Genomic DNA, 24,048 nt, shown 5'->3' with positions numbered 1-24,048 from the left:
ATTTAATGTCAGAACTGCCTGTTCGAGCGGCGGATCGCCGCCTGCTATACACGCGCAAGCATTTGGTGCGCCTTGGGATCAATCTGTCCAATTCCACCATGTTGCGGCTGGAAGCGGCCGGGAAATTCCCCAAGCGCGTCCGCATAGGCGCTCACAGCGTCGCCTGGCTCGCATCGGAAATCCACGCCCATATCGATGCGCTTGCCGCGTTGCGGGAGGTGGCGTGATGATCTTCGATTACAGGGGTGAAAAGATCGGCTTTGGTGAGCCGCTTATCAACAATGTGGTGCACATCGACTTCGAAGTAATCTCCACGTGTCGATGCTGTGGAACCGAGATCGAGAAGACCGAAGAACGGATGGGGTTTGAGACCAATCTTCCGTTTGAGGACATACGGCAATGGCTGGGGACCACCGGAGCCATAACGCGCATCATGGATTTGGTTCAGGTGGAGGTGAAGCGCGCAGGAGCGGTTCGTGATGATTCCGAGGGAGGCGACGCATGACGCGATTCCTTGGATATCTCTATCTTCACGCGCCAGACCCGGACAATCGCGGGCAACATGTGACCTATCGGATCGCGGTCGAAGCCGAAGAAGCTGGCGACACAAGCGAGAACGCTGGCGAAGCTGAGGAGGCCGACGATGAGCAAGATTGAGCTCACGCGTTTGGCCAAACGTAAATTCGGGGCGGCGCAAGCCGCCCTGAAAGCATCCATGCGTGTCGTCGCGCTGCAACCCCGCTCCAAGGTGCCTGACACACGCTTTTGTGCCAGCGGGGCGGATAGCGCGACCGAGGAAGCCTTGATCGTCAAGCAATGGCTGAGCGAAGATCCGTCGATCAATCTTGGGGCTGTGGCGAAGGCATCGCCGGTTCTCATTATTGACGTGGACGGACCAGAAGGAGAGGCGGCGCTGAAACGTTTCGAACCTCTGCCTCCCACGCGTGAAACGATCACGCGCAATGGACGGCACCTCTATTTCCGCCACGCTGGACGGATCAGGGGAAGCAAGATCGGCTTGGAGCCTAAGTTGGACATCATTGCGTCGGGTTATGTGTTGCTCCCGGAGTCCGCACATCCCGAAGGTGGGCGTTATCGGTCGGATGAACCGGCAGCACCTATCGCCAAGCTGCCGGGGCGGGTGCTCAATGCCATTCTGGCGCGGAGCAGATCGCTCAAGCCGAAGAAGACGCAGGCGAGCGACGGCGTTATCCGCAAAGGTTCGCGCGATAACCGCCTGACGAGCTTAGCCGGGTCATTCAGACGTCAGGGGTTCGATGACGAGGTAATCGTCACCGCACTCCATGCGGTGAATGAGGCGCATTGCAGTCCGCCGCTGCCAGACAAGGACATCGAACGAATCGCATCGAGTGTCATGCGCTATGATCCTGCCGACGATGAACTGTTCGAGACTATGGCGAATGTGACGCCGCGTGACGTGGATTTCCTCTGGGAACCCTATTTCGTGCGCGGGGCGATCAACCTGCTCGAAGGCGATCCGAACGTTGGCAAGACCTTTCTGTTTTGCGAGCTGGCGGCGGCCGTATCCAGCGGACGGGGATTGCCGGGCCAGAAAAAGCCGAGAGCGGCCAACGTCCTCTTCATGAGTGCGGAGGATGACCCCGAAACGACGCTGGTCCGGCGGCTGATGCGGATGAATGCCGATCTGTCCCGCATCACCTTTTCCAAGAAGTTTTTTCGGTTGGAGGAAGAGGCGCTGGGCTGGATCGAAAAGCATATCGTCGCGCAAAAGGCGGAATTGCTGATCCTCGACCCGCTGCTGGCTTACATGCAGGGCGGCATCGACATGAACAAGGCGAACGAAACCCGCCCTTTCATGGCGCGGCTAGCCGAACTCGCGAAAGCGACCAACGTCACGGTGATCGCTCTGCGGCACTTGACCAAGGGGGAGAAGGACAAGGCGATCTTTCGCGGTCTCGGCTCGGTCGACATCACGGCGGCTGCACGCTCGGCGGTGCTGATCGGCCAGCACCCGGAGAATGACGATCTTCGGGTCATGGTCCATATCAAGCATAATCTGTCCGAACGCGGCCCGTCGCAAATCTATGCGCTGGTCGATGGCGACCGGAGCAAGCGGATCATCCCGAAAGTCGAATGGCAGGGCGAATGCGAATTGGGACCGGAGGATTTCCTCAAGTCCAGCGAGAAGGTTGGACGGCCCGATACCGAAATCAAGGCGGCGATTGAATTCCTCGAAACGGCGCTGGCCAAGGGCGAACGCCGGATCGCGGAGGTCATTGCCGACGGTGAAAAACGCTCACATTCGGCTCGCACCGTGCGGCGCGCTGCCAAGTCGCTAGGGGTCATCAAGGTCGGGCAACGCTGGAAACTGGCCAATATTATCCCATAGGGGAGTTCTGGCCAGTTTTTCGCTCAACGGTCGGCGGTAAGGGCTTTTCGCGCTTCATCCAGCGCCTTTGACCCTGCCGCCCACTGCCACGGTTGCCGGGCGACATGCTCCTTGCCGAGGTTCGGATATTGCCGCGTCTGTTTGGCCGCAAGGCGCAGCAGCATCCGGGCATCGCGGGGTGAAATCTTCAATTCGCGCGCGAGTTGGTCGAGCGTGACAGTGGAGGACGTTGTTTCGGGTGCGGGGCTCGCGGTGGCGGGTTTCGTGGCTTGGGTCGAGGTCATGTCGGTCATCTCCTTTGGTTGGGACCGACATTTCCATTAAGATGGGTTCGGAAGCCGTGTCAGGAAAAATCCTAGAAATCCCAGTCGATTTCCATGAGCGGGATCGAGAAGAACGCTTTTCCGTCCGTGAAGACATATTCGTCATCATCGCTCCCGATCTCGAACGTGTATCGATGCCCGTCCACATCGATATGGATGATCTCGTCGGGCGTATGGATCACCTCGATCGCCGCACCGGGGAATAGAGCCTGCGCATGGGATAACAGATGCGACCGGTCGAGTGGTTCGTAGTCGGACATGATGGCCTCCTTTCGTTGACCATCACCCCATTAAGATCACGGAATGCGCCGTGTCAGGAAAATTCCCGCGCGACCCATTGATTGCGAAAACCATTCGGAAATGCTCCGAGTGAACTATTCCCGCGATACTTGCCCGACCCACTGATAAGAAATGAGGCCATCGCGCGAGTGCGGATCGCGGAATTCCGCATCTCGGACTTATCGGTGTTTGTCGCTGGGCACCCGTCGGGCACCAGACCGATTAGCAAGATTGCGCAGCCGATCGAGGTATAGCGTCTTCGCTTCAAATTCCGCCTGCCGGAGTCGTCGCACCGTATCGATCCGGTTGCGTCCGCGTGGGCGGGGCTGACCACCCGAGCCGCACAGGCGGCTACGTAGCTTGGCAGTTTTGCAGCGGGCACGGGAACATTCATTCATTCCCTGCACCGCATAGCTTAGCCGTTGCGCCTCGCGTGAGCCGAACCTGCCTCCAGCATAGTAGATCACTTCGCAGCGCCGAGCGGTGAACGGACAGATGAAGTAGCAGCGACGGCCCCCGAACGGCGATGGCACCATTTCGATAGCGACGTGCTGTTTGATGGTGCCACCGGGCATATCGGCGTCGATCACCATGACGCCACCGTGTTCGATGTCGCTGAGATCGATACGAAGTCGCGCGCTGGGCACGCTGAGACCGCCGATCGACCAGTGCACCGTATCGCATGTGCATTCACCGGCACGAACGACGCCCAGCCGCCGCAAAGCGCGAATATCGAGCGCCAGCATTTCCTCAACGTTGCCGATATGCGTTGAACGCCGCGCGCCTGATCCAATGCCACCCATGAAAGCCTCCTGCGTCTCGGACGGCATCATACATCCAGATCGGCAACGTCTCAGGCCCACCTCTGGCTCTCCGGACGGCGGCTGTGTGCCTCTCAAGCTGGCCATTCAACGAAATACTGTGGCTTGGGGCAGGTCCCGGCTCTCAGTCAAGTAGCCGCCCCGGTGTCACGCTCAAGGCGTTAGCGAGCTTGTCCACCACGGTAATCGTTGGGTTGCGCGCTCCACGCTCAAGGTCGCTGATATAGGTGCGGTGTAAGTCCGCCTCATCCGCAAACGCTTCCTGCGACCAACCCTTCTCCTGCCGTAGCAGGCGCAGATTCCTCGCAAGGCGTTCCCGAATGTCCATCGCTGCGACATGGACCGTGATGTAGTCAATCAGTCTACAGACAATCGGTGACAATTCACTTTGCCAGACCGCCGCCACTTTCTTATCGATGTCACTTATCGACTACAGAGGGAGGTGGCTATGCATCGCCAGACATACCAATGCCGTTAGGCACGCTTCATACGGTGAAGGGTATCGTGCGCCGGGAGCCGCGCCGGTTCATCCTCGCGGTTCATGGCGGCGGCGAATGGGAGCTTGAGCCGGACCGTCACGTCTTGCGCCATATCGATTGCGCAGTCGTGATCGAGGGTGTCCGAACTGGTTTCGATCGGTTGGAAGTCGTGCGGATCAAGCGTGAGGGCGAAGAGTGGCGGCCCGAACAAAGCTGGACCGCGTGGTTCAATCGCTGGCGGAAGAAACGATAGGGCCGGGTATGTAGGAACGCTTCAGGGGCAACAGCATCTGATAGCGCGGCTCGAATTGGTGATAATGCTCGTAGATCAGCTCGATCAACGCTGCGCCATCGATCAGCCGTAGATTGGGCTTGGTCTGCTCGAAGGTTCGCGCATCGGGTGAAAATGAGCCGAGCGTTACGAACAGCCCCTTTTCCTCGCGTTCGATTGCCCCGAATAGCTTTTGGACGTCGGGGCGTCCAATTGTAGACAAGATTTGCTTGCATTGGACTTTAATGATCGGCGGTTCAAAGCCGAGTTCGTCTCGGTGGGCGATAATATCGACGCCGCCGTCACTGGAGGCCTGTGTCACACGCGAGTGATAGCCCATGCACTTTAACAGGTGCGCAATGAAATGCTCGAATTGGTAGGGTGTTTGTGAGGTCTTCAGGCGCTTGATGATGAAGTCTTCAGTAGATTCCTCGACCTGTTCAGAAACCCGCTCCGCACTCGCTTCGTCGATGTCCGTCGGTTCGAAGGCTTGACCTTCCAACGCTGCCAGAAACTCATCGGCATTGGTGGTCACCTTGAACAGCGTCAGCGCTGAACCGATTTCATTGAGTGCGGCTTGGGTGAAGTCGGCACGTGGAATGTGCTTCAGCCATTTGACGGCGCGCCGATGCGGGCAATCAAACGGTGCCTGCGCTTGATAGACATACGGGCCATCAATCACGCCGATGTTAACCATCCGGTCAGGCTTCGACGGGAAGATGACGAGATCGCCGGGTTTCATTTCGACAAGGAAGCGAAAGGGAACGCCTGCGGAAGTACGAACCTTGCCCGGCCCCGCGTCGGGATAGGCGCGCTCATATTCCGCTTTGAATGCATCGCGCGTCGGTTTGATGAGCGACAGGTCGCCCATTTCGCGCCAGCCGATCGCGACATAACCCTGCTCGATCGGCGCAAGCGCGTGATCGCGCCGCATATGAATGCCCCAGATGGTGCGTTCGGTCATTCGCTTAGCCCCCTCTCGATCACCGTTGCGCGTCAAGTGATCGCCAGTTTGGTATGTGCATTGTCATTATCGCTTTGAAAAGTCGACTATGATGCGGATATCGCAGGTGAAGCAATTCGTGGGCGATCACGAAATCCCTGAACTCTGGTTCACGGTCAGCTAGGTCCATTGCCAGCGTAATTATACCAGCCGACGAACATGATCCCCATTTGCGCCGCATGGGGTAAACCCGCACTATCCGCGGATTGACCTTCAACTTTACCGACCATCGAATAACGCGCATCTTGAGGTCGATCGCGCCGCCCTCCTGCATCACGACAGCAGCGACCGCATGATCAAATCTACGATCCGCGTCCGATCCTCATCGCTTAGATCGAGCAGGGGTAGATAAAGCGCGCCGCGCAGTCGCCTGCGTTCGTCGTCGTTGAGCAGTGCATTCGGGTAGCGCGTGCGAAGCTCATCGATCAGACCTGCGACTTGCTGCACATCGATGTGGCCGCCAGTCAACGCGGGATCGTCGCGCAGCGCGATCATGACGCCGAATGCATCGGCAGAAAGGCCGCTCGCCTTGGCCTCCGCGAGCAGTGCTTCCTTTTCCGCCGCCAATGCGCCCAGCAGGTCAATCGCGGCCAACCCGGTAACGTTCCGACTTTCCATGTCCTTCAAAATGCGTTCGGCGCGGTCTTTGAGCGGCTGGAGGATCGGCGCATTGGCTTGATCGTCGTCCACTTCCTTTTGCAAGCCGCGCACGAGGTTGAAGACCTTGCCCTCATCGCTACCCTTGCTGTCGCGAAGGGCATCGAGCGTCTTTACGTCGAAGGTGACAGTCTTGGTGAGATTGCCCAGCCCTGACTGTTCGGCGTTCGCTTCGACAAGTCGGCGCGTCTTATAGGCGAGGTCAGCAACGAATCCGACCTGATCGGCGTAGGCGTTCCGCACCGTCGCATAGAGCTGCGCCAGCCGCTTGAACGTCGTGATATGATCGACCAGCTCGGCGGACGGGGATAGGATTTCCCACAGGCTTTCGATGTCCTTGTAGGCTTCGAAAAACGCCTTGCGCGGCTCAGGATCGAGAAATTTGCCGTAAACCAATGCTTCCAGCCGCTCGTCGGCCGCACCACCTTCGCCCGCATCGAGATATTCGGCCTTCGCTGTCGCGATCTTCGTAAGGAAATCGGCCAACAGCAGATCAAGGTCCTCGATAACGCCGCTGACATCTTCTGAGTCGAACTTGAGCGCTTTCTTGAGGTCGCGCAGCACGCTGACAAAATCGACGACCAGCCCGATCGGTTTGCGCACGCCTTCGCTATCAACGTAGGGCCGGTTCACGCGGGCGATTGCCTGCAGCAGCACATGGTCGCGCATCGGCTTATCGAGATACATTGCATAGAGGACCGGCGCGTCGTATCCGGTCAGCAGTTTGTCAGTGACGATCAGGATTTTCGGCTCTTCGGTGGCCTTCTTGAACAGCAGCCGGACATCGGATTCCCGCTCATCGCTGAGTTGCAGAGCCGCCACGTCAGGCCGCTCGACCGCATCGTTGACGTTGCTGGTATAGATTGCCTCGGACCATTCCGACGGGAGATGCTTGTCCAACTCCCGTTTGTACTTGGCGCAGGCCTCGCGATCGACCGCGACCACGAATGCCTTGTAGCCCAGCGGCAGCACGTTTTCGCGGAAATGATCGGCAATGAATTTAGCGACATTCGCCACCCGCTCATCGGCCTTGAGAAAGGCTCGTAGGCCAACCGCCCGGTCGAGAACGCGGTTCAGCTCCTCAATGTCGCTAATACCCTCCGCTTCGGCCAGGGCGAAGAATTCGCGGTCGATCCGGTCCAGCGGCACGGTCATCGTGCTTGGGGCCATGACGTGCTTGATCGGCAAGGTGGTCTCGTCGTCAATCGATTCCCGGATCGAGTATTTGTCGAGATAACCGCGCTCATCCTCGGCACCGAAAATCTTGAATGTGCCTTTGCCGCGTTCGGTGTCGGCAATGGGCGTGCCGGTGAAGCCGATGATCGTCGCGTTCGGCACCGCGCCCATCAGATAGGAACCGAGATCCTTCGCCACCGACCTGTGGGCCTCGTCGATAAACACATGGATATTGGCGCGGTCGGCGCTGCCCTTGTTAATGCCCTCGAACTTATGGATCATCGCGATCACCAGCCCGCGAAAATCGGCATCTAGCAGGGCTTGCAGGTCGTCTTTCGAGTTCGCGCGGCGGGTGGCGATATCCTGCTTCTGCATTTCGCCCAGCAACCGCTCGACCCAGCCTTTCAACTGCCCTTCAAGCTCGGTGCGATCGACAACGAGGATCACCGTCGCATTGTCGAACCGTTTCTTGTCTTCAAGGATAAGTTTAGCGGCGGTCAGCAGCGTGAACGTCTTTCCCGACCCTTGGGTGTGCCACACCAGCCCGCGCCGTCTGTCAGGATCGGCGCAACGCGCGACCACGGCATCGATCGCCCGGCGCTGATGCTGGCGCAGCACCGACTTTCGGGTCTCGTTATCCTCGACATAGAACAGCACCCAATGCTGCAGCGTGCGGAGGAAATCGGTGCGTTCAAAGAACGCCTGCACCGCAAAGCGATAGGTCTCTTCGCGCGCTTCCTTCCACCGGGCGATGAACCGCCGGTTGGCATTCCACGTCACGCCGTACCAATAATCGATCAGATGGGTGACGTTGAACAGTTGCGGCGCGCCGAGCAATTCGGGCGTTTCTGCCTCGTAGCGGCGAAGCTGCACGATGGCGCGCTCCATCGCGTTGCCGTCCTTGGGGTTCTTGTGCTCGACGATGGCAACCGGCAGGCCGTTGATCAGGAACAGCACATCCGCGCGGTTGCCTTTGCGGGCAGGCGGCTTGAGCGTCCATTCCCACGTAACATGAAAGGCGTTAGCAACAACATCGTCAAAGTCGATCAGCGTCACGCGGCGGTGGCGCTTTTCGTTCTCGTCATACCAGCTCTGCTCGCCGCGCATCCAGCCGAGCATCGTTCGGTTGCCCTCGATCGTTGCCGGGATGGCGTCGAGTGTCTCGAAAATCGATCGCACTGCATCAGTGGCGAGCCACGGGTTGAACCGGGCAATCGCGCCTTCCAGTTCATCGCGCAGGAACATCGCCGCTTCGCTCCCCCGCTTGGTGCGGGCGTCATCCGGCGTCAGCGGCGTCCAGCCGATCTCTTCGGCATGACGCACCATCGGGAATTGAACTGAACCAGCCTCGGAGATGGCAATATCGGTCATGCGGCCACCTGTTGGTTGGCTTCGAGCGCGGTCAGGTTGAGATCGGCAACGCGGATTTCGCCGGTCATCAGCCTGTGGAGAAGCGAGCGAAACAGTTCTTCGAGGACGGCCTTCTTGCGCTTGTGCAGGTCTATCTTGGCGTCGATGGCGTCGATGGTGGCAGTGATGCCGCTGATTTCATCAGGGTCCGTTGGACAACCAATCTTGAAGCTCTCAAGGTCATCGAGGTTCAAAGTCATTGTGCCGTGCGCAGATGGAACAATGCGCGACAGCAGCGCATCCTTTCGGTTGTAGATTGCTGATCGCAGAAATGCTCCGGTGACTTCCCCCTTTGAGATTAGGGCCTTCAAGTCCTGATTGAACGCCATTGGGCGAGAAATCCGGGAGATAGGCAAATCTTTGGCCAGCCCCATTCCTCGCACCAATATCAGTACGGTGTCGGATGGGGCGATCTTGCTTCCGACTGCGGCCCCATCCTCGCTGATGTGATCGATGGCATCGTCTAAAGTGGGCTTCTTCAAGTCCTTGCCGGATACCCATGGAATGTCACCATTCCAATACTCCGCAACGCTCTTGCGAGGAGTCCCACCCGACGAGATTGTGCAAATCTCCAACAGGGTTTTGATTTCCCAGCTTTCAGGGATAGGTCCGATTTCGCTGTCCTTCTGCGGCTCGCCTCGCAACCCACGCGCGAACAGTTCGTGCATGGCAGCTCGCTTCAGTTCGTCCGCAACGCGAACCATATTATCGGCCAAGTCCATGGTTCTCCGGACCCGCTTGAGCACCAACCGGATATTGCGCTGTTCATCAAAATCAGGCTTGGGCACATCAAGCGCGGCCAAGTTGCTCCGGGACAGGTTAGGAATAGTGGTCTTGTTTCCTGCTCCCTCGTAAATCCCAAGCTGGGTGAAAGCGGATTGAAGGAAATAGGCATAAAAGCCGGGGTCAACGTCATCACTCTTGCGGCGCAGCCGATGGACATGGTTCTGAAAGGATACGCCTTCCGCTTGCCCCTCCCAGACGGCGGCGCGGCCGATTTCACCGCCTTCGCAAACTAAAAGGTCGCCGGGTCGCAAGGATTTATCCTCGCGCTCCCAAGGCTGCATCGGCATTTCATCAACTTTGGACAGATCGATACGGTCCCAGAACACATTGGATGTCCGCAGGAACGGGGTGGGCTGGGCACCCGTGCGCACCTTGCTCGACATGGTTTTACCGGAACCAATGTCAAAGATGTCGCCTATGGTTGTGGTGGGCCAATCAGCCATCATACGCCTGCCAGCAGCTTTTTAAGCGACCGATCGATCTCGACGGCCCGCTCGTCCAATCTCAGCAGCTCCGCCACGATATCCTTGATGGGTCGATGCGTCGCTTCGGCGGCTTGTCCGACCCAACGGCTTGGGCTGAGGTTGTAGTCAGCTTCAATCGCTTGCGCTGTCTCGATCACCGCCACTTCGCCATCGACTGGCTCGCCACCAACGAACATGGCTGCAATGGCCTTTACTGCGTCGTCCGGCAGGTAGTTCTTCGGCTTGCCCTTCTTCACCCGCTTGCTGGCATTGACGAGCGTGATCTTGCCCTTCCGCGCCTCGGGCTTGCGCTTGTTGAGCAACACGATGATGCCCGCCGCGCTGGTGTTGTAAAACAGGTTATCGGGCAGCAGGATCACGCCATCGATCAGGTCGCGGTCCACGAACCATTTGCGGATGTTCCGCTCGCGGTCCTCGTTCTTCGATCCCGATCCGCGCGTCACCGCGCCGGTATCCAGAACGACCGCTGCGCGTCCGTTAGGCTTCAAGCAAGCCAGCGTGTGCTGCAACCATGCCCAATCGCCCTTTCCGGTGGTTACGCCGTCCGCCGTGCGAAATCGATCGAACGGATCTGCCGCCAGCCGCTCCGGATCGAACGGCTGATTCCACATCGGATTGGCAACCACGATGTCAAACGTGCGAATGTCGCCCTGGGCCGTCTTGAACTTGGGGTTAATCATCGTGTCTCCGCGCGCGATTTCGACCGCCATGTCATGGATGATGCCGTTCATCTTGGCCACGGCGAAGCTTTCCGACTGCAACTCCTGCCCATAGAGCTTGAGCGGCACCTTGCTGAGCGGGTCCAACTCGCGGCACACGATCTGCTGCTTGATCAGCAGGCCCGCCGAACCGCAGGCATAGTCATGCACTTCCTCGCCGGGCCGGGGCCGCAAGAGATAGGCCATAAGGAAACCGACCTCGGTCGGCGTGAAGAACTCGCCTGCGCTCTGGCCCGATCCTTCGGCGAACTTACGCAGCAGATATTCGTAGGCGCGCCCGAGAAAGTCCGGTTCAACATCGGCAAGGCCAAGCCTGTAACGCGGATCGGAAAATGTCTCGACGACCTCACGCAGTTTGGCGGGGTTGATGTCACGCTCGCCATTCCGTTCTGCGGCGAAATCGACGACGTTAATCGTGCCGTCCAGATCGGGATTCTGTTTCACGACCGCGCGGATCGCCTTGGTCAGATGCTCCCCGATGTCGCGTGGCGCTTCATCCTTCGGCCACTCGAACCGCTCACGCCCGCTGATGACCGCCCAACGCGCCTCTGGCGGCATATAGAAACGCACAACGGTATGATCGGCTGCAGCGATCTTCAGGGCCGTTTCCCGGCTCCCATAGTCCTCCGCCAGCCGTGCAATCTCATCATCGAAGACGTCCGACAAGCGCTTGAGGAATACCATCGGGAGCAGATAGTCCTTGAACTTCGGCGCGTCCTTCTCCCCACGGATCGAACAGGCTGCATCCCACAGCATCTGTTCCATCGACTTGGTGGACGGGGCCTGCCCAGCGACTCGACGCCCACGGCGACCAGGGGAGGTGATTACCGGGAGGGGCGCAGCGTCGTCGCCCACATCAAGCCCAGCCTCTAGCGCCAGCGCCCGGATAGCTTCGCGCGCAGCCCTTTGCGGCTTGTTCTGCTCATTTTCCCAGCGGTTTACCGTGGCGAAAGACACGCCTAGCCTCTCGGCAAGCTGATCTTGAGTGATCCCCATCGTATCGCGGATTGCGCGCAGCATTACGGACGGACTTGATATATTTGTCATGTTTGTTATATGCCAATATTGGCAGTGGGGGTCAAGACTTAGATTGGGCTTCGCCCCATTGCAGATATTCGTTGCGGCCTTGAAACCAAAGCCGTGTTTCCTATTTGTTCGTGAACCATTGAAAGGGTGGGAAAATGGCGGAAACGAAAAACGTCTTTATCAGCCATGTCCATAAGGACGATCATGGATTGCAAAAGCTCAAGGACCTCCTTGCTCCGAAGGGTATGGATGTCAGGGATTCGTCTATCCATACGGGCAAGTTCAATAACGCCACGGACCCCGCCTACATCAAAACCCAGATCCTCGCGCCAGCCATCAATTGGGCTGGCGTTTTCATTTGCTATGTCACCCCTGAGACCAAAAACAGCGAGTGGGTGAACTGGGAAATTGAATACGCGGCTAAACAGGGCAAACGCATTGTCGGCATCTGGGAGCACGGTGAGAAAGAATGCGATCTACCGGAAGCGCTTGAAGAATATGCCGACGCGATGGTGGGATGGAACGGGGAGGCAATTATTGACGCGATAAATGGCGCGGACACTTGGGAAAAGCCGGATGGCGGCCCGTGTGCCCCGGTGCCGCTGAAGCGGCATCCCTGCTAATGCCTAGCGTGTTTTCCTATGTCGTCCGATACGACAGTGGGTTCGCGCCCAACCCATTTTACGGATATTCCACTCTCGCGACTTGCAAGCCTGACATTCGAGGCAGCGCTAGCGTTGGCGATTGGGTGGTGGGCAGCGGGAGTAACGATCGCTCCGTTCGTCGCGGCGGCTATCTGGTTCATGCGATGCGGATAACCGAGATTCTTACGTTCGACGCATATGCTTCGGATCCCCGCTTCGAGCCCAAGAAGCCCTATCGCACAGGGAGCCGAAAGCAGAGTTGCGGTGACAACATTTATTTTCGCGCCAATCCGGCGTCACCATGGCAGCAACGCGATTCCTTCCACTCTCGCCCTGATGGGCAGGCAAATCCCGATCACATTCGACGCGATACGGGCGTGAACAGAGTTCTTGTCAGCGAAGACTACGTCTATTTTGGCGGGGAGGGACCTCTTTTCCCTGATGATTTGATCTCATCTGATGGCAGGCAGTTATGCAAAAAGGGCATCGGTCGATCTCGCTTCGATGATCAACAAGCGTTCGAGTCATTGGAAGGCTGGATACGGAGCTTGGGAGTGAAAGGATATCAGGGGGCGCCTTATGAATGGCTCACGCTCCGTGGCTAAAGTCGACTCCAGTCACAGTGCATCTGTTTCAATCGCGGAATACGCGGCTGGCGTTGCAGAGACTGATGTAATCGACCCCGCCGATCTAAGCCCGATCATGCAAGGTCTATATGGCGAGGTAGGCGGGATAATGTCGACCGCCAAGAAGCATGTTCGTGAAGGCAAGGCCTATCCCGGTTTTGGCAGGGCCGCTGAGGAGGAATTTGGAGATACGCTTTGGTATCTCGCCGCATTATGCAGGCGACTGAATATTTCTCTCAACGACCTTCTCGTAACTGCTGCGAATGGAAAGGGCTTTAGGGCTGAGGGAGCAGCTAGCGACGTCGGCGTGGGTGCGCTGGCGCAGGTGTGGACGCCTATCTTGGTCGCGCCGCTCGATGACACCCTATTTAGGCTTGGACGGGCTGCCGCAGCGTTATTGGGTGATGCTCGTCCAACAGAAGCGGACATGCAGGCTTTTGCGGTCTGCTATTTGGAGGCGCTTCATGCCTCTGGACTGTCTTTCGCTAACATCGCGCGCCGAAATCTGGATAAGGCGAGGGGGGCATTCATCACTCCACAGATTGATGATTTGCCCGATTTCGACGCGAAATTTCTATGTGATGAACAATTGCCGCGCCAATTCAGAATTCGCATCAGTCAACGCAAGAGCGGCAAAAGCTACCTACAGTGGAATGGCGTATTTATAGGTGACCCTCTGACGGACAATATCGCCGATCCAGACGGGTATCGGTTCCACGATGTCTTTCACTTCGCTTATGCGGCCATCCTCCACTGGTCACCCGTCATTCGAGCCTTGATCAAGCACAAGCGCAAGAGTGTGGCGGAATACGACGAATCTCAGGACAGCGGTCGCGCAATCGTGGTCGAAGAAGGGCTGACGGCTTGGATATTCGCGAAGGCGAAGGAGCTGAACTTTTTCGAGGGACAGGACCGGGTTTCGCTGGGTATCTTGAAGACGATCGGCGAGTTTGTGCAAGGCTATGAGGTCGACGCCTGCCCGCTTAAGCTGTGGGAAAGAGCCATACTAGAGGGCTACTCGGTCTTTCGTCAGGTTCGAGACGCCGAGGGAGGGTGGATCGTGGGCGATCGTGAGAGTAGAACGATCCGATATGAGGCCCTCGAATCGATGGATTGAACTTGCACCCTTTCGTCAAAGCCGTTGCTGACCTTCGATTTGAAAATTGCTTCAATCCCTATGTCGACCGATGCGAAGCTCACGATCGGCAGGATGCACCGTTTCAGCGCGCACAGGCCTTATCTGCCATCGTGGAGAGAGCTGCTGAGACGGACATAGAAAGTATCTGGATCGGGCGCGACCTTGGCTATCGCGGCGGCAGACGGACGGGGCTTGCTCTCACCGACGAGGTGAATGCGGGTGCCCATACAAGCCGTTGGGGTTTTGAAAGCCAACGCCCCACTGTTGGCGCTGTGGTCGCCGAACGCACTGCCGCAGTTATCTGGACAATGCTCGGGCAAATTGAAGCGCCTATATTCCTCTGGAACGTTTTTCCGCTGCACCCACATGAACCCGACGAGCCGTTCACCAATAGAACGCACAATTCAAGGGAACGACGCGCTGGCGAGGAAATTCTGGCGCTTTTGATCGACATGCTTCGTCCGCGTCGAATTTTTGCGATCGGCAATGACGCTGCAAATGTGGCTCGACGTATCGAGCATAGCCTTCCGGTGGTTGCGGTTCGGCATCCGAGCTATGGTGGACAATCTCAGTTTGTGAAGCAGATTCGCACGGCCTACGCCCTACAGGAGGGCGAGCCGACGCCGTTGCTTCTTTAGGCGTTCGATCGGGGGGGTATGGTCAAAGCTGCGATGAGGCGATTCCTCGAGGACTTCCCAACAGCGCTCAACGACGGTGTTGGTGCGGTCTTTGTGGGCGCGGGCATGTCGATGGCCGCCGGTTACCCATCATGGGCGAAACTTCTCCATGACATTGGTGAGGAATTGGGCGTCAGTTCGCGGGGCATTCATGATCTAGCCGCATTAGCCCAATGGAGTATCCAAGAGAGTGGGAGCGCGACGCGCGTTCGCAACGTCATCAAGGAAAAGATTGGCAAGGCCTATCCTACGCCATCGACCCTTGAGGTCATCGCTCGCCTCCCGGTCGCGCATATTTGGACGACTAATTACGATCGACTCATTGAGAGTGCATTCGCGGAAATTGATAGGCCACTGGATTCAATATCGGGAGCTAGCGATCTCGCACTTAAGCCTACCCCCGGAGCGGTACGGCTTTACAAGATGCATGGGTCCATCGATCGCCTTGACGACATTGTGATCTCGACGGACGACTACGAATTGTTTCGCAAGAAACGGGGAGCTTTTCTTCCGCTACTACAGGCTCACCTAACGAGCATGTCGATGCTTTTCGTGGGCCTCAGCTTTACCGATCCAAACATCCGTCATGTTCTCTCACTCATACGCGAGGCGTTCACTGACGCGCCGCCAGAGCATTTTGCAATCGTCCGTCCTCCACATCCTGACGATTATGACTCGGAAGAGGAGTATAAGGCCCGCCTTGCACAGCATAACCTTTGGGCGAAGGATTTGCGGCGATACGGATTAATCGCGGTTGAAATTGACGACTATGAAGAAGTGCCTGACTTGCTTCTTCAGATTGAACGGCGGGTGGCGGCGCGACGGATATGGGTGAGCGGTAGCTGGCCGATCGACGATGGCGGCGCAGCCGCATCTGATATCTACCGGCTTTCGGAGGATGTTGGACGCTGGATAGGGCGTTCGGGGCGAGATCTTGTGAGTGGAGCCGGATTGCTCGTTGGTTCTGCGGCCATATCAGGCTTTCTTGAGGCGTTGCGAGACGGAGGCGGCTGGGATCTGAACCGACGTCTAATTGCGAGGCCTTTCCCTCAACCTCTGGCTGGTGCCGAGCCGGACGCCGCCAAGTGGACTGAGCTTCGCAAAGAACTAGCACGGCAGGCCGGAGGAATCATATTCATCGGAGGCGTAAAGCAGGAGGGGGACAAGCTTGTTCCCGCAAGGGGCGTGCTTGAAGAATATGAAGCGGCACGTGAAGTAGGCGCTTTCCTATTACCAATCGGTGCAACCGGCGGAGCGGCACAAGAGATCGCGGAGAAGCTCATCGGGTCGGACGTAGAGGCAACAGGGCCAAAAGCGATGCGGCCGACGGATGACGAACTCAAAATTCTATTGGATCCCGCCACCAAACGGCAAGCTGTGCTGGAATGCATCGATGCAGTGGTGACACGGCTCACCAAGTGAATCGCGCAAAGGATTGCGAGCTAAAAACTGCAGTTCCGCACTCTGATGCCCCATTGGTACCCCAGCAGCCTTTTGAGGCGTTTCGCACCATTTCAATCACGCATAATTCATTGAAAAATATGGTGAGCCCTGCTGGATTCGAACCAGCGACCTACTGATTAAAAGTCAGTTGCTCTACCGACTGAGCTAAGGGCCCTCATGTCCTGGGGTCCGCACGCACTAGAGGCGGCGATGCGGCGGGTCAACCTCCAGAAACCGCTTTTCGCAGGCGGAAGCGCAAATGGCGGATCGAAAGTCCCGACATCGGATCGCGCCAGCCCGGCGCGATCGCATGCAGCGGCGCCAGCACGAAGTCCCGCCCGCGAAACGCCGGGTGCGGAATGCGCAGCGAGGGGCTGTTCCAGCGCCCCCCCGACCACAGGATGATGTCGATGTCCAGCCGCCTTGATCCCCAGCGCCTGAACCGCTGCCGGCCCAAGGCGCGCTCTATCGCCTGCAGGCGGGAAAGCATCTCCTCGGGCGGCAGGGAGCTTTCCATCAGCACCGCGCCGTTGGCGAAGACGCGGCGCGACGGCCCGATGGGCGGCGTCTGCATGACGGGAGCGATGCTGAGAACCGCGCCCAGTTCCGCGATCCGGCGGATCGCCTCGGCCAACAGGCGGGGCGGATCCAGCCGCGCCGACAAGGCCCGGTTCGATCCCAGGGCTAGGGCGTAAACATGACGGGTGCTTGTCTTGGCCATCCCACAGCGCCTATCCCGTCGCCATGACGCTGCAAAGTCCTATCCCGCATGGCGAGGCGCCCCACGATTGCCCGCTTTGCCCGCGCCTGGCCGTTTTGCGCGAACGGAACCGGGCGGAACATCCCGGCTGGTGGAACGCGCCGGTCCCGCATTTCGGCGATCCGCTCGGCCGGATCGCGATTGTCGGCCTGGCGCCCGGCAGGATGGGCGCCAACCGCACGGGCCGGCCCTTCACCGGGGATCATGCCGGCGATCTGCTCTTTGCCACCCTCGCCAAATTCGGCCTCGCCGACGGCGTCTATGAAGCGCGCGCCGACGACGGCCTGACATTGCGCGGCGCCATCATCCTCAACGCGGTCAAATGCCTGCCGCCGCAGAACAGGCCACTGCCGGAGGAGGTCCACAATTGCCGCGCCTTCCTGAAGGCCGCGGTGGAGGCCTTGCCTCACGCGCAGGTCTTCCTCGCCCTGGGTCAGATCGCGCATCAGTCGACGGTCAAGGCGCTGGGCGGCAAGCTCCCCAAGGCGCGCTTCGCCCATATGGCGGAGCATCGCATGCCCAGCGGCAGGATCGTCATCGATAGCTATCATTGTTCGCGGTACAACCAGAATACCGGGCGATTGACGGCTCGGATGTTCGAGGCCGTCTTCGCCCGGGCGCTGGCGCTCAGCGAATGAGATAGTCGAGGTAGAGCCCGTCCGGCGGACCGTCGAGCGCCGCCAGCATCGGCGCGAACAGCGCCTTGTCCAATATCTCCACCGCCGCCTTGTGGGCGTCGACATCGGCCCATTGCTCGATGAAGACGAAGCGGCGCTCATTGCCGATGTCGCGCATCAATTCCACCCCTTCGCATCCGGCCAGCGGGCGGACCGCGTCCGTCACGGCGCGCAGGGCGGTTTCCAGGGCGGCGCTCATGCCTTCCTTCGCGTGCATGACATAGTAGCGTGCAATGGTCATCGTCTTTCCTCCTGTTTGTTCAGATATCCTGGGCGATCCGGCCGTAAAGCTCCGGCCGGCGGTCGCGGAAGAAACCCATGCCGGCACGATGCTTGCGCGCCTGCGCCAGGTCCAGCGTCGCCACCAGCGCGCCATTGTCCCTGCCGTCGGCTTCCGCGGCGAAATCGCCCCACTCGTCGGCGATGAAGCTGTGGCCGTAGAATTTCTGGCCGTCCTCCTCGCCGATCCGGTTGGCGGCGATCACGGGCATGCAGTTGCTGACGGCATGGCCGATCATCGCCCGGCGCCACATGCGGCTGGTGTCGAGGTCCGCGTCATAGGGTTCGGACCCGATGGCGGTCGGGTAGAAGAGCATCTCCGCCCCCATCAGCGCCATCACCCGCGCCGTTTCCGGATACCATTGGTCCCAGCATATGCCGACGCCGATGGTGCCGTATTTCGTCTTCCACACCTTGAACCCGCTATTGCCGGGGCGGAAATAATATTTCTCCTCATATCCCGGCCCATCGGGGATGTGGCTCTTGCGATAGACGCCCATGATCTCGCCCTCATCGTCGATCATGGCGAGCGAATTGTAGTGATGATGGCCGTCGCGCTCGAAGAAGCTGGTCGGGACATAGACGCCCTCCGCCTTCGCCACCTTGCGCATTTCCTGCACGGCGGGATGCTCGTCCAGGGGCAGGGCGTTGGCGAACAGTTCCTCCTCCTCCACCTTGCAGAAATAGGGGCCTTCGAACAGTTCGGGCGGCAGGACGATCTTCGCGCCCCGCGCCGCCGCCTTCACCACATGGCCGGCGACCATTTCGATATTGTCCGCCCGGTCGTCCGAAAAGGCGAGCTGGAGAGCGGCGACGGTAACTTTGGTCATCGGTAACACCCTAAGGACAAGCGCCCATGCGGGCCGCAATGGCAATGGTGAGGAGATAGAGCAGGATCGTGACCGCGCAACCCGCGATCGGCGCCGCGCTCGCTCCTTTCGGCTTTCAGGCGGACGGCATCTGCTGGCTGCAACAATGGAAGCTGCCGCCGCCCGACAGGATCGCGTCGCTGCGCAGCCCGACGATCTCCCGGCCGGGGAAGAAGGGCTTGAGCGCGTCCAGGGCCGCCTGGTCATTGGGCCGGCCATAGACGGGCACGATGACGGCGGCGTTGCCGATATAGAAATTCATGTAGCTTGCCGGAATCGCCTCCCCATCCACGATCACGCGGCCGGGGGAGGGGATGGGGGCTACGTCGACCCCGAACGCCCTGGCCCGCGCCCGCGCATCGGCATAGACGGCGGCATTGGGATCATCCTCCCCGCTCGCTTCCGGCAGCGCCAGCACCCCCGGCGCCACGAAGCGGGCCAGGTTGTCGACATGCCCGTCCGTATGATCGTTGAGCAGGCCGTCGCCCAGCCACAGCATGTCGGAAAGCCCCAGCGAGCCGGCCAGCAGGGTTTCGATCTTTCCCCGATCCAGTTCGGGGTTGCGATTGGGGTTGAGCAGGCATTGCTCCGTCGTCACGAACAGGCCGGTGCCGTCGGTGTCGACCGCGCCCCCTTCGAACACCCAATTCTGGGTAGAGATCGGCAGCCCCGTCGTCGCCGCCAATCGCGCGCCTATATCCTCGTCGCCCGGCATCCGATATTTGCCGCCCCAGCCGTTGAAGCCGAAGTCGACCAGCGCCCGCTCCTTTCCCCGCTTCACGGCGATGGGCGCCGTGTCGCGCAGCCAGACGTCGCCCAGCTTCTGCACGACGATGGCGACCCCCGGCGGCGCCAGGGCGCGGGCGATGTCCGCATCCCCCTCATTGGCGCAGACCAGCCGCACCTCTTCGCCCTTGCCCCCGGCATGCAGCGCGCTTGCGAACTGCGCGATCTGCCGCCGCGCATCGTCGAACGCGCCGGGCCATTCCTCGGCGGATGTGGGAAAGCCGATCCAGGTCCATTCATGCGGCGCCCATTCGGCGGGCATATGGAAAGTCATGGGCTCGGCTCCTGATCGCACGCTGTCCTCCGCGCCCTCTACAGCATCGCGCCGGGCATTCCAGAGGCATTATGGCAAATGGTCGATTTCGGACGGGGAACGGACGGGCGGCTTTCCCCAGGGCGCGCCGCGCGCGACGGCGGCAACAAAGTTTGACGAAAGGCGCGTAAACCAAGGATTTTCGCCCATCGCCCCTTGCATGCGGCGGGGAGTTCGCCAAAGAGGCAGGAACGTCGTCCTTTCCCGTCACCGCTTTCGCAGGATCGCATGAACACGCAAGCCGCGCCGACCTCGCATTTCTACACGTCGCTGCGGATGCGCCTGCATTATCTGGACTGGGGCAACAGCGCGGCGCCCACGCTGATCCTGGTGCATGGCGGGTTCGACCATGCGCGAAGCTGGGACTGGACGGCGCGGGCGCTGGCGAAGGATTATCACGTCGTCGCGCCGGACCTGCGCGGCCATGGCGACAGCGCCTGGTCGGCCGAGGGTTCCTACATGATGGCGAACTATGTCTACGACCTGGCGCAGTTGATCGAGCAATTGGGGCGGGAGCCGGTGATATTGGTCGGCCATTCGCTGGGCGGATCGGTCGCGCTGCGCTATGCCGGGCTGTTTCCGGACAGGGTCGCCAGGATAGTCGCCATAGAGGGGCTGGGCCTGTCGCCGGGCCGGATCGAGGAACAGGCGCAAAAGGCCGGGCCGGACCAATGGCTCCAATGGATCGACAAGCGGCGGACGCGGGCGCGCCAGACGCGGCGGCATTACCCGACCATAGAGGCGGCGGTGGCGCGCATGCGGGAACGCAACGACCATCTGTCGGTCGAGCAGGCGATGCACCTCACCATCCACGGCGTCAACCGCAACGAGGATGGCAGCTATCGCTGGAAATTCGACCCCTATCTGCACGATCCGGCGCCTCAGGCCTGGTCGGATGTCGACCTGCCCCAGTTCTGGAAGCGGATCACATGCCCGACCCTGCTGTGCCTGGGCCTGGATAGCTGGGCGTCCAATCCGGTGAAGGATGGGCGCGCCGCGCATTTCCAGGACGCGCGGCTGGTCGAATTCGCCAATGCGGGCCATTGGCTGCACCATGACCAGTTCGACCGCTTCATGGCCGAACTGCGCGGCTTCCTCTGACCCTTCCGCAGCGAAGCGCTGAGGCGTCACCTCCGGCCGGTGGAGGCCGTCAGGGCTGAATGTCGATACAGCCTAAGCGGCGAAGGCGGCGATGGCGGCCCGATATTCGGCCTTGAGCTGGGCGATGAAGTCGCCCGCCGGCTGAATGTCGCGGATGGCGCCGATTCCCTGGCCCGCGCCCCAGACATCGCGCCAGGCTTTCTTGGCGCCGCCCGCCGCGCTGGAAAAATCCATTTCCGACGCCTTCGGCAGATTGTCGGCATCCAGCCCGGCGGCGGTGATGCTCGGCCGCAGATAGTTGCCGAGCACGCCGGTGAAATAATCCGAATAGACGATGTCGGCCGCGCCGCTGTCGACGATCATCTGCTTGTAGGCCGGTTCGGCATTGGCTTCCTGCGTCGCGATGAAGGGGGAACCCATATAGGCGAAGTCCGCACCCATCATCCGCGCCGCCGCGATCGATCGGCCGGTGGCGATCGCGCCCGACAGGGCCAGCGGCCCGTCGAACCAGGCGCGGATTTCCTCCACCAGCGCGAAGGGCGACATGGTGCCGGCATGGCCACCCGCGCCTGCCGCCACGGCGATCAGCCCGTCCGCGCCCTTCTGGATCGCCTTGCGCGCAAAGCCATTGTTGATGACATCGTGCAGGACGATGCCGCCATAGCTGTGCACCGCCCGGTTCACATCCTCCCGTGCCCCCAGCGAGGTGATCACGATGGGCACGCGATATTTGACGCAGAGGGCGAGATCCTCCTCCAGCCGGCTGTTGGTCTTGTGCACGATCAGGTTGACCGCGAAGGGCGCGTCCCGGTCTGTCAGCGCCTCGCCCAATTGCTGGAGCCATTGTTCGAACATGCCGGACGGACGCGCATTGAGCGAAGGAAAGGAACCCACGATCCCGGCGCGGCACTGGGCGATCACGAGCGCCGGCTGCGAGATGATGAACAACGGCGAACCGATCAGCGGCAGGGACAGGCGCCCTTCCAAAAATGCCGGCAAACTCATGGGCCAAGCCTCTCCTTCATGATTTCCAGCAGGGCGCTATCATTTAAGCGGGCGACGAAAAAGGCCGAATCGCGGAGATGCCGGGGGCAGGGAGGCGTCTTCCCCGATGCCGTAGGGTCAGGGGCGGCTGCCCCGCCGGCGATTGCGCGCCTGCCGACGGAAAATGGCGGCCTTCGCCCCTAAAAGGCCATGGATTCGCTCACTTGCCCGCCCGGCTCGCGTCGCGGATCGCGCGGAACTCGTCCCCCGGCATCCAGTTCGGCCAATCGGTCGCGACGGCAAGCGCGCGGCCCACATCATAATAGAGCTTCAGGTCCGCCTTCACCCCGCTCCAGTCCCATCTGGGGTCATATTCGTCCTTGGGGCCGTGATAATGATGCTCCTCATAGTCCTTGGCCGCCTTCGCGCCCGCGGCGGGGCCGCCCTTCGCCAGATCCTGCCCGCCTTCGAAATAGAGCATCGGCACCCCATGCTTGGCGAAGCTGAAATGGTCGGATCGGTAGTAAAAGCCCTTTTCCGGAGTCGGCTCCAGGCTGGCGACCCGCTTCTGCGCCGCCAGGGCGCGGTCCAGATAGGCGTCGAGCTGCGACTTGCCCTTGCCGATCACCACGACATTCTTCGCCAGCCCCGCCATGCTGAGCGCGTCCATATTGACCCCGCCCACCGTCTGCCCAAGCGGAAAGACCGGATGATTGCCGTAATAGGCCGACCCTAGCAGCCCCGATTCCTCCGCCGTCACCGCCAGGAAGACCTGGCTGCGCTCGGTCGGCCCGGCCTTCACATTGGCCTCCGCCAGGGCCACCAGCGCCGCAGTCCCGGTCGCATTGTCGATGGCGCCGTTGCAGATGTCGTCGCCGTCGGGCGCGGCCTCGCACCGGCCCAGATGGTCCCAGTGCGCCGCGTAGAGCACATATTCGTCGGGCCGCGCCTTGCCGGGGAGGAGCGCCACGACATTCTTCGAACTATGCCTGCGAACAGCGTTGTCGAAGGAGACGCCGGCCTTCACATTCTTGAGCGGGACCGCCCTGAACCCGCGCTTCTTCGCCGCCGCCGTCAGCGCGTCGAGGTTCAGGCCCGCGCTTGCCATCAGCGCGGCCGCCTTGTCCTTTTGAATCCAGCCGATGGCGGCGGACTGGTCGGCATTGCCGTTGGCGCTGTCCGCCACATGCTGCGCGCCCGTCCAGCTCGACTGCACGACGTTCCAGCCATAGGCGGCGGGCATGGTGTCATGCACGATGATCGCCGCCGCCGCGCCCTGCCGCGCCGCTTCCTCGAACTTGTAGGTCCAGCGGCCATAATAGGTCATCGCCCGCCCGTTGAACGGCCCGCGCAGCGTCGGCGTCTGGTAATCCGGATCATTCACCAGGATGAGGACAGTCTTGCCCTTCACATTGACCCCGGCATAATCGTTCCACTTCTTCTCCGGCGCGTTGATGCCATAGCCGACGAAGACGACCGGGCTGTCCTTCACCTCGACATGCGGCTGGCCGGTGCGATAGGTGGCGATCACCATTTCGGGGCCGTAGGCGGCCGAAACCGCAGTCTTGCCCCCGGTGAAGCGCAGCGGAGACACATTCTTGGCGTCGATCTCCACCAGCGGCACGTCCTGGAACCAGCTTCCCTTGTTGCCGGGCTTCAGTCCCAGCGCCTCGAAACGCCGCACCAGATAGGCCAGGGTCTTTTCCTCCCCGGCCGTTCCGGGGGCGCGCCCTTCATAGGCGTCGGACGAAATCTCCTTCACCACCTCCTTCATCGTGTCGATGGAAGGGCCGTCGTCGGCGGCAGCGGCAATCGCCGCGTTCCCGCCGGCAAGGGCGACAAGGGTGGTCAGGAAAAGCGCGCGCATGGCAAGGCCCTTGAAAAAAGACGGCGAATGCGCCGTTGATGCCAGTTGCCCGGGTGTCAAACAAGTAGGACGGGCAAA

27 protein-coding genes and 1 tRNA gene are annotated in these 24,048 nt (G+C 60.3%); 12 read left to right on the top strand and 16 right to left on the bottom strand.

All coding sequences use genetic code 11. From position 1 onward, the window contains the following. Window positions 1-5: 5 nt before the first annotated feature. From L286_RS28445 to L286_RS28435, 4 genes are read left to right on the top strand one after another with little or no spacing between them, the layout of a single operon-like run. Entirely contained in the window at window positions 6-227 is a 222-nt protein-coding gene (locus L286_RS28445) for a helix-turn-helix transcriptional regulator (protein WP_020819969.1), read from the top strand. Continuing rightward, window positions 224-505, top strand: coding sequence for a hypothetical protein (locus L286_RS28440; protein WP_125445836.1), 282 nt, complete (start codon window positions 224-226; stop codon window positions 503-505). The genes L286_RS28445 and L286_RS28440 overlap by 4 nt, the downstream gene beginning before the upstream one ends. After that, complete coding sequence (locus L286_RS48875; protein WP_020819967.1) at window positions 502-657, top strand: hypothetical protein; 156 nt, start codon at window positions 502-504, stop codon at window positions 655-657. The genes L286_RS28440 and L286_RS48875 overlap by 4 nt, the downstream gene beginning before the upstream one ends. Further along, entirely contained in the window at window positions 644-2,371 is a 1,728-nt protein-coding gene (locus L286_RS28435; protein WP_020819966.1) for an AAA family ATPase, read from the top strand. Before L286_RS48875 ends, L286_RS28435 begins: the two co-directional genes overlap by 14 nt. Before the next feature lie 23 nt (window positions 2,372-2,394). Here the strand turns inward: L286_RS28435 and L286_RS28430 are convergent, their stop codons facing one another. From L286_RS28430 to L286_RS28415, 4 genes are all read right to left on the bottom strand, one after another. Continuing rightward, the gene (locus L286_RS28430) at window positions 2,395-2,664 is read right to left on the bottom strand and encodes a hypothetical protein (protein ID WP_020819965.1); all 270 of its coding nucleotides are present in this window, start codon (window positions 2,662-2,664) and stop codon (window positions 2,395-2,397) included. Between the two features lie 62 nt (window positions 2,665-2,726). Next, window positions 2,727-2,954: a hypothetical protein gene (locus L286_RS28425; RefSeq protein ID WP_020819964.1), complete on the bottom strand. Its 228-nt coding sequence runs from the start codon at window positions 2,952-2,954 to the stop codon at window positions 2,727-2,729. A gap of 198 nt (window positions 2,955-3,152) precedes the next feature. Then, entirely contained in the window at window positions 3,153-3,776 is a 624-nt protein-coding gene (locus L286_RS48350; RefSeq protein WP_125445837.1) for a hypothetical protein, read from the bottom strand. 142 nt (window positions 3,777-3,918) lie between these two features. After that, window positions 3,919-4,200, bottom strand: coding sequence for a helix-turn-helix domain-containing protein (locus tag L286_RS28415; protein ID WP_020819962.1), 282 nt, complete (start codon window positions 4,198-4,200; stop codon window positions 3,919-3,921). An 86-nt stretch (window positions 4,201-4,286) separates the two neighbouring features. Between L286_RS28415 and L286_RS48345 the strand changes: the two genes are divergently transcribed. Further along, window positions 4,287-4,526 carry a DUF5818 domain-containing protein gene (locus L286_RS48345; RefSeq protein WP_125445838.1) on the top strand — a complete coding sequence of 80 codons (240 nt, stop codon included), beginning with the start codon at window positions 4,287-4,289 and terminating at the stop codon, window positions 4,524-4,526. Here L286_RS48345 and L286_RS28405 read toward each other — a convergent pair. The 5 genes from L286_RS28405 to L286_RS28390 are packed head-to-tail and all read right to left on the bottom strand — an operon-like array spanning window position 4,501 to window position 11,800. Beyond that, window positions 4,501-5,508, bottom strand: coding sequence for a restriction endonuclease (locus tag L286_RS28405; protein ID WP_020819960.1), 1,008 nt, complete (start codon window positions 5,506-5,508; stop codon window positions 4,501-4,503). The genes L286_RS48345 and L286_RS28405 overlap by 26 nt on opposite strands. A 19-nt stretch (window positions 5,509-5,527) precedes the next feature. Then, window positions 5,528-5,821: a M48 metallopeptidase family protein gene (locus tag L286_RS47750; RefSeq protein ID WP_084498496.1), complete on the bottom strand. Its 294-nt coding sequence runs from the start codon at window positions 5,819-5,821 to the stop codon at window positions 5,528-5,530. Further along, window positions 5,821-8,751, bottom strand: a complete 2,931-nt coding sequence (locus L286_RS28400) for a type I restriction endonuclease subunit R (protein WP_020819959.1) — start codon at window positions 8,749-8,751, stop codon at window positions 5,821-5,823. The genes L286_RS47750 and L286_RS28400 overlap by 1 nt, the downstream gene beginning before the upstream one ends. Continuing rightward, window positions 8,748-10,022 carry a restriction endonuclease subunit S gene (locus tag L286_RS28395; RefSeq protein ID WP_020819958.1) on the bottom strand — a complete coding sequence of 425 codons (1,275 nt, stop codon included), beginning with the start codon at window positions 10,020-10,022 and terminating at the stop codon, window positions 8,748-8,750. The genes L286_RS28400 and L286_RS28395 overlap by 4 nt, the downstream gene beginning before the upstream one ends. Continuing rightward, the gene (locus tag L286_RS28390) at window positions 10,019-11,800 is read right to left on the bottom strand and encodes an N-6 DNA methylase (RefSeq protein ID WP_200862241.1); all 1,782 of its coding nucleotides are present in this window, start codon (window positions 11,798-11,800) and stop codon (window positions 10,019-10,021) included. The genes L286_RS28395 and L286_RS28390 overlap by 4 nt, the downstream gene beginning before the upstream one ends. 161 nt (window positions 11,801-11,961) lie before the next feature. Between L286_RS28390 and L286_RS28385 the strand changes: the two genes are divergently transcribed. The 5 genes from L286_RS28385 to L286_RS28375 all read left to right on the top strand — a co-directional run bounded on the left by L286_RS28385 (window position 11,962) and on the right by L286_RS28375 (window position 16,313). Further along, the gene (locus tag L286_RS28385; RefSeq protein WP_020819956.1) at window positions 11,962-12,429 is read left to right on the top strand and encodes a TIR domain-containing protein; all 468 of its coding nucleotides are present in this window, start codon (window positions 11,962-11,964) and stop codon (window positions 12,427-12,429) included. Beyond that, window positions 12,429-13,055 carry a hypothetical protein gene (locus tag L286_RS47745; RefSeq protein ID WP_084498495.1) on the top strand — a complete coding sequence of 209 codons (627 nt, stop codon included), beginning with the start codon at window positions 12,429-12,431 and terminating at the stop codon, window positions 13,053-13,055. Before L286_RS28385 ends, L286_RS47745 begins: the two co-directional genes overlap by 1 nt. A 130-nt stretch (window positions 13,056-13,185) precedes the next feature. Continuing rightward, entirely contained in the window at window positions 13,186-14,193 is a 1,008-nt protein-coding gene (locus L286_RS28380) for a hypothetical protein (protein ID WP_021223087.1), read from the top strand. A 2-nt stretch (window positions 14,194-14,195) separates the two neighbouring features. After that, window positions 14,196-14,852, top strand: a complete 657-nt coding sequence (locus tag L286_RS47740) for a uracil-DNA glycosylase (RefSeq protein WP_031286426.1) — start codon at window positions 14,196-14,198, stop codon at window positions 14,850-14,852. 18 nt (window positions 14,853-14,870) lie between these two features. Continuing rightward, entirely contained in the window at window positions 14,871-16,313 is a 1,443-nt protein-coding gene (locus tag L286_RS28375) for an SIR2 family protein (RefSeq protein WP_020819954.1), read from the top strand. Between the two features lie 120 nt (window positions 16,314-16,433). On the opposite strand, the gene L286_RS28370 is transcribed toward L286_RS28375, so the two are convergent. Beyond that, window positions 16,434-16,509, bottom strand: a tRNA-Lys gene (locus L286_RS28370). A gap of 45 nt (window positions 16,510-16,554) precedes the next feature. Further along, on the bottom strand, window positions 16,555-17,055 hold the full coding sequence (gene folK / locus L286_RS28365) for a 2-amino-4-hydroxy-6-hydroxymethyldihydropteridine diphosphokinase (protein ID WP_021223085.1): 501 nt from the start codon (window positions 17,053-17,055) through the stop codon (window positions 16,555-16,557). A 23-nt stretch (window positions 17,056-17,078) separates the two neighbouring features. On the opposite strand from folK, the gene L286_RS28360 reads away from it, so the two are divergent. Then, window positions 17,079-17,732: a uracil-DNA glycosylase gene (locus L286_RS28360; RefSeq protein WP_021223084.1), complete on the top strand. Its 654-nt coding sequence runs from the start codon at window positions 17,079-17,081 to the stop codon at window positions 17,730-17,732. Here the strand turns inward: L286_RS28360 and L286_RS28355 are convergent. From L286_RS28355 to L286_RS28345, 3 genes are all read right to left on the bottom strand, one after another. Continuing rightward, the gene (locus tag L286_RS28355) at window positions 17,722-18,012 is read right to left on the bottom strand and encodes a putative quinol monooxygenase (protein ID WP_007688763.1); all 291 of its coding nucleotides are present in this window, start codon (window positions 18,010-18,012) and stop codon (window positions 17,722-17,724) included. The genes L286_RS28360 and L286_RS28355 overlap by 11 nt on opposite strands. A gap of 19 nt (window positions 18,013-18,031) precedes the next feature. Next, window positions 18,032-18,880 (bottom strand): N-carbamoylputrescine amidase, encoded by an 849-nt coding sequence (gene aguB / locus L286_RS28350; RefSeq protein ID WP_007688765.1) that lies wholly within the window; start codon window positions 18,878-18,880, stop codon window positions 18,032-18,034. 115 nt (window positions 18,881-18,995) lie between these two features. Continuing rightward, window positions 18,996-19,979 (bottom strand): agmatine deiminase family protein, encoded by a 984-nt coding sequence (locus L286_RS28345; RefSeq protein ID WP_020819951.1) that lies wholly within the window; start codon window positions 19,977-19,979, stop codon window positions 18,996-18,998. Between the two features lie 267 nt (window positions 19,980-20,246). Here L286_RS28345 and L286_RS28340 point away from each other — a divergent pair, with 267 nt between their 5' ends. Continuing rightward, window positions 20,247-21,119: an alpha/beta fold hydrolase gene (locus L286_RS28340; RefSeq protein WP_013040452.1), complete on the top strand. Its 873-nt coding sequence runs from the start codon at window positions 20,247-20,249 to the stop codon at window positions 21,117-21,119. 72 nt (window positions 21,120-21,191) lie between these two features. Here the strand turns inward: L286_RS28340 and L286_RS28335 are convergent, their stop codons facing one another. Continuing rightward, the gene (locus tag L286_RS28335) at window positions 21,192-22,124 is read right to left on the bottom strand and encodes an NAD(P)H-dependent flavin oxidoreductase (RefSeq protein ID WP_013040451.1); all 933 of its coding nucleotides are present in this window, start codon (window positions 22,122-22,124) and stop codon (window positions 21,192-21,194) included. A 199-nt stretch (window positions 22,125-22,323) separates the two neighbouring features. Beyond that, window positions 22,324-23,970: a M28 family peptidase gene (locus tag L286_RS28330; RefSeq protein WP_020819950.1), complete on the bottom strand. Its 1,647-nt coding sequence runs from the start codon at window positions 23,968-23,970 to the stop codon at window positions 22,324-22,326. Window positions 23,971-24,048 lie beyond the last annotated feature (78 nt).

It is taken from the genome of Sphingobium sp. HDIP04 (assembly GCF_000445085.1).
Lineage (GTDB): Bacteria > Pseudomonadota > Alphaproteobacteria > Sphingomonadales > Sphingomonadaceae > Sphingobium > Sphingobium indicum.
Note: the sequence above shows the minus strand (reverse complement) of the source record. Positions and strands in the feature narration are given on the sequence as shown.

Bases quoted from the DNA above. Each gene is read 5' to 3' on its own strand.
- L286_RS28445 (WP_020819969.1), top strand. From the start codon at position 6: ATGTCAGAACTGCCTGTTCGAGCGGCGGATCGCCGCCTGCTATACACG.
- L286_RS48875 (WP_020819967.1), top strand. From the start codon at position 502: ATGACGCGATTCCTTGGATATCTCTATCTTCACGCGCCAGACCCGGAC.
- L286_RS28435 (WP_020819966.1), top strand. From the start codon at position 644: ATGAGCAAGATTGAGCTCACGCGTTTGGCCAAACGTAAATTCGGGGCG.
- L286_RS28430 (WP_020819965.1), bottom strand. From the start codon at position 2,664: ATGACCGACATGACCTCGACCCAAGCCACGAAACCCGCCACCGCGAGC.
- L286_RS28425 (WP_020819964.1), bottom strand. From the start codon at position 2,954: ATGTCCGACTACGAACCACTCGACCGGTCGCATCTGTTATCCCATGCG.
- L286_RS48350 (WP_125445837.1), bottom strand. From the start codon at position 3,776: ATGGGTGGCATTGGATCAGGCGCGCGGCGTTCAACGCATATCGGCAAC.
- L286_RS28405 (WP_020819960.1), bottom strand. From the start codon at position 5,508: ATGACCGAACGCACCATCTGGGGCATTCATATGCGGCGCGATCACGCG.
- L286_RS47750 (WP_084498496.1), bottom strand. From the start codon at position 5,821: ATGCAGGAGGGCGGCGCGATCGACCTCAAGATGCGCGTTATTCGATGG.
- L286_RS28400 (WP_020819959.1), bottom strand. From the start codon at position 8,751: ATGACCGATATTGCCATCTCCGAGGCTGGTTCAGTTCAATTCCCGATG.
- L286_RS28395 (WP_020819958.1), bottom strand. From the start codon at position 10,022: ATGATGGCTGATTGGCCCACCACAACCATAGGCGACATCTTTGACATT.
- L286_RS28390 (WP_200862241.1), bottom strand. From the start codon at position 11,800: ATGCTGCGCGCAATCCGCGATACGATGGGGATCACTCAAGATCAGCTT.
- L286_RS28385 (WP_020819956.1), top strand. From the start codon at position 11,962: ATGGCGGAAACGAAAAACGTCTTTATCAGCCATGTCCATAAGGACGAT.
- L286_RS47745 (WP_084498495.1), top strand. From the start codon at position 12,429: ATGCCTAGCGTGTTTTCCTATGTCGTCCGATACGACAGTGGGTTCGCG.
- L286_RS28380 (WP_021223087.1), top strand. From the start codon at position 13,186: ATGTCGACCGCCAAGAAGCATGTTCGTGAAGGCAAGGCCTATCCCGGT.
- L286_RS28375 (WP_020819954.1), top strand. From the start codon at position 14,871: ATGGTCAAAGCTGCGATGAGGCGATTCCTCGAGGACTTCCCAACAGCG.
- folK (WP_021223085.1), bottom strand. From the start codon at position 17,055: ATGGCCAAGACAAGCACCCGTCATGTTTACGCCCTAGCCCTGGGATCG.
- L286_RS28360 (WP_021223084.1), top strand. From the start codon at position 17,079: ATGACGCTGCAAAGTCCTATCCCGCATGGCGAGGCGCCCCACGATTGC.
- L286_RS28355 (WP_007688763.1), bottom strand. From the start codon at position 18,012: ATGACCATTGCACGCTACTATGTCATGCACGCGAAGGAAGGCATGAGC.
- aguB (WP_007688765.1), bottom strand. From the start codon at position 18,880: ATGACCAAAGTTACCGTCGCCGCTCTCCAGCTCGCCTTTTCGGACGAC.
- L286_RS28345 (WP_020819951.1), bottom strand. From the start codon at position 19,979: ATGACTTTCCATATGCCCGCCGAATGGGCGCCGCATGAATGGACCTGG.
- L286_RS28340 (WP_013040452.1), top strand. From the start codon at position 20,247: ATGAACACGCAAGCCGCGCCGACCTCGCATTTCTACACGTCGCTGCGG.
- L286_RS28335 (WP_013040451.1), bottom strand. From the start codon at position 22,124: ATGAGTTTGCCGGCATTTTTGGAAGGGCGCCTGTCCCTGCCGCTGATC.
- L286_RS28330 (WP_020819950.1), bottom strand. From the start codon at position 23,970: ATGCGCGCGCTTTTCCTGACCACCCTTGTCGCCCTTGCCGGCGGGAAC.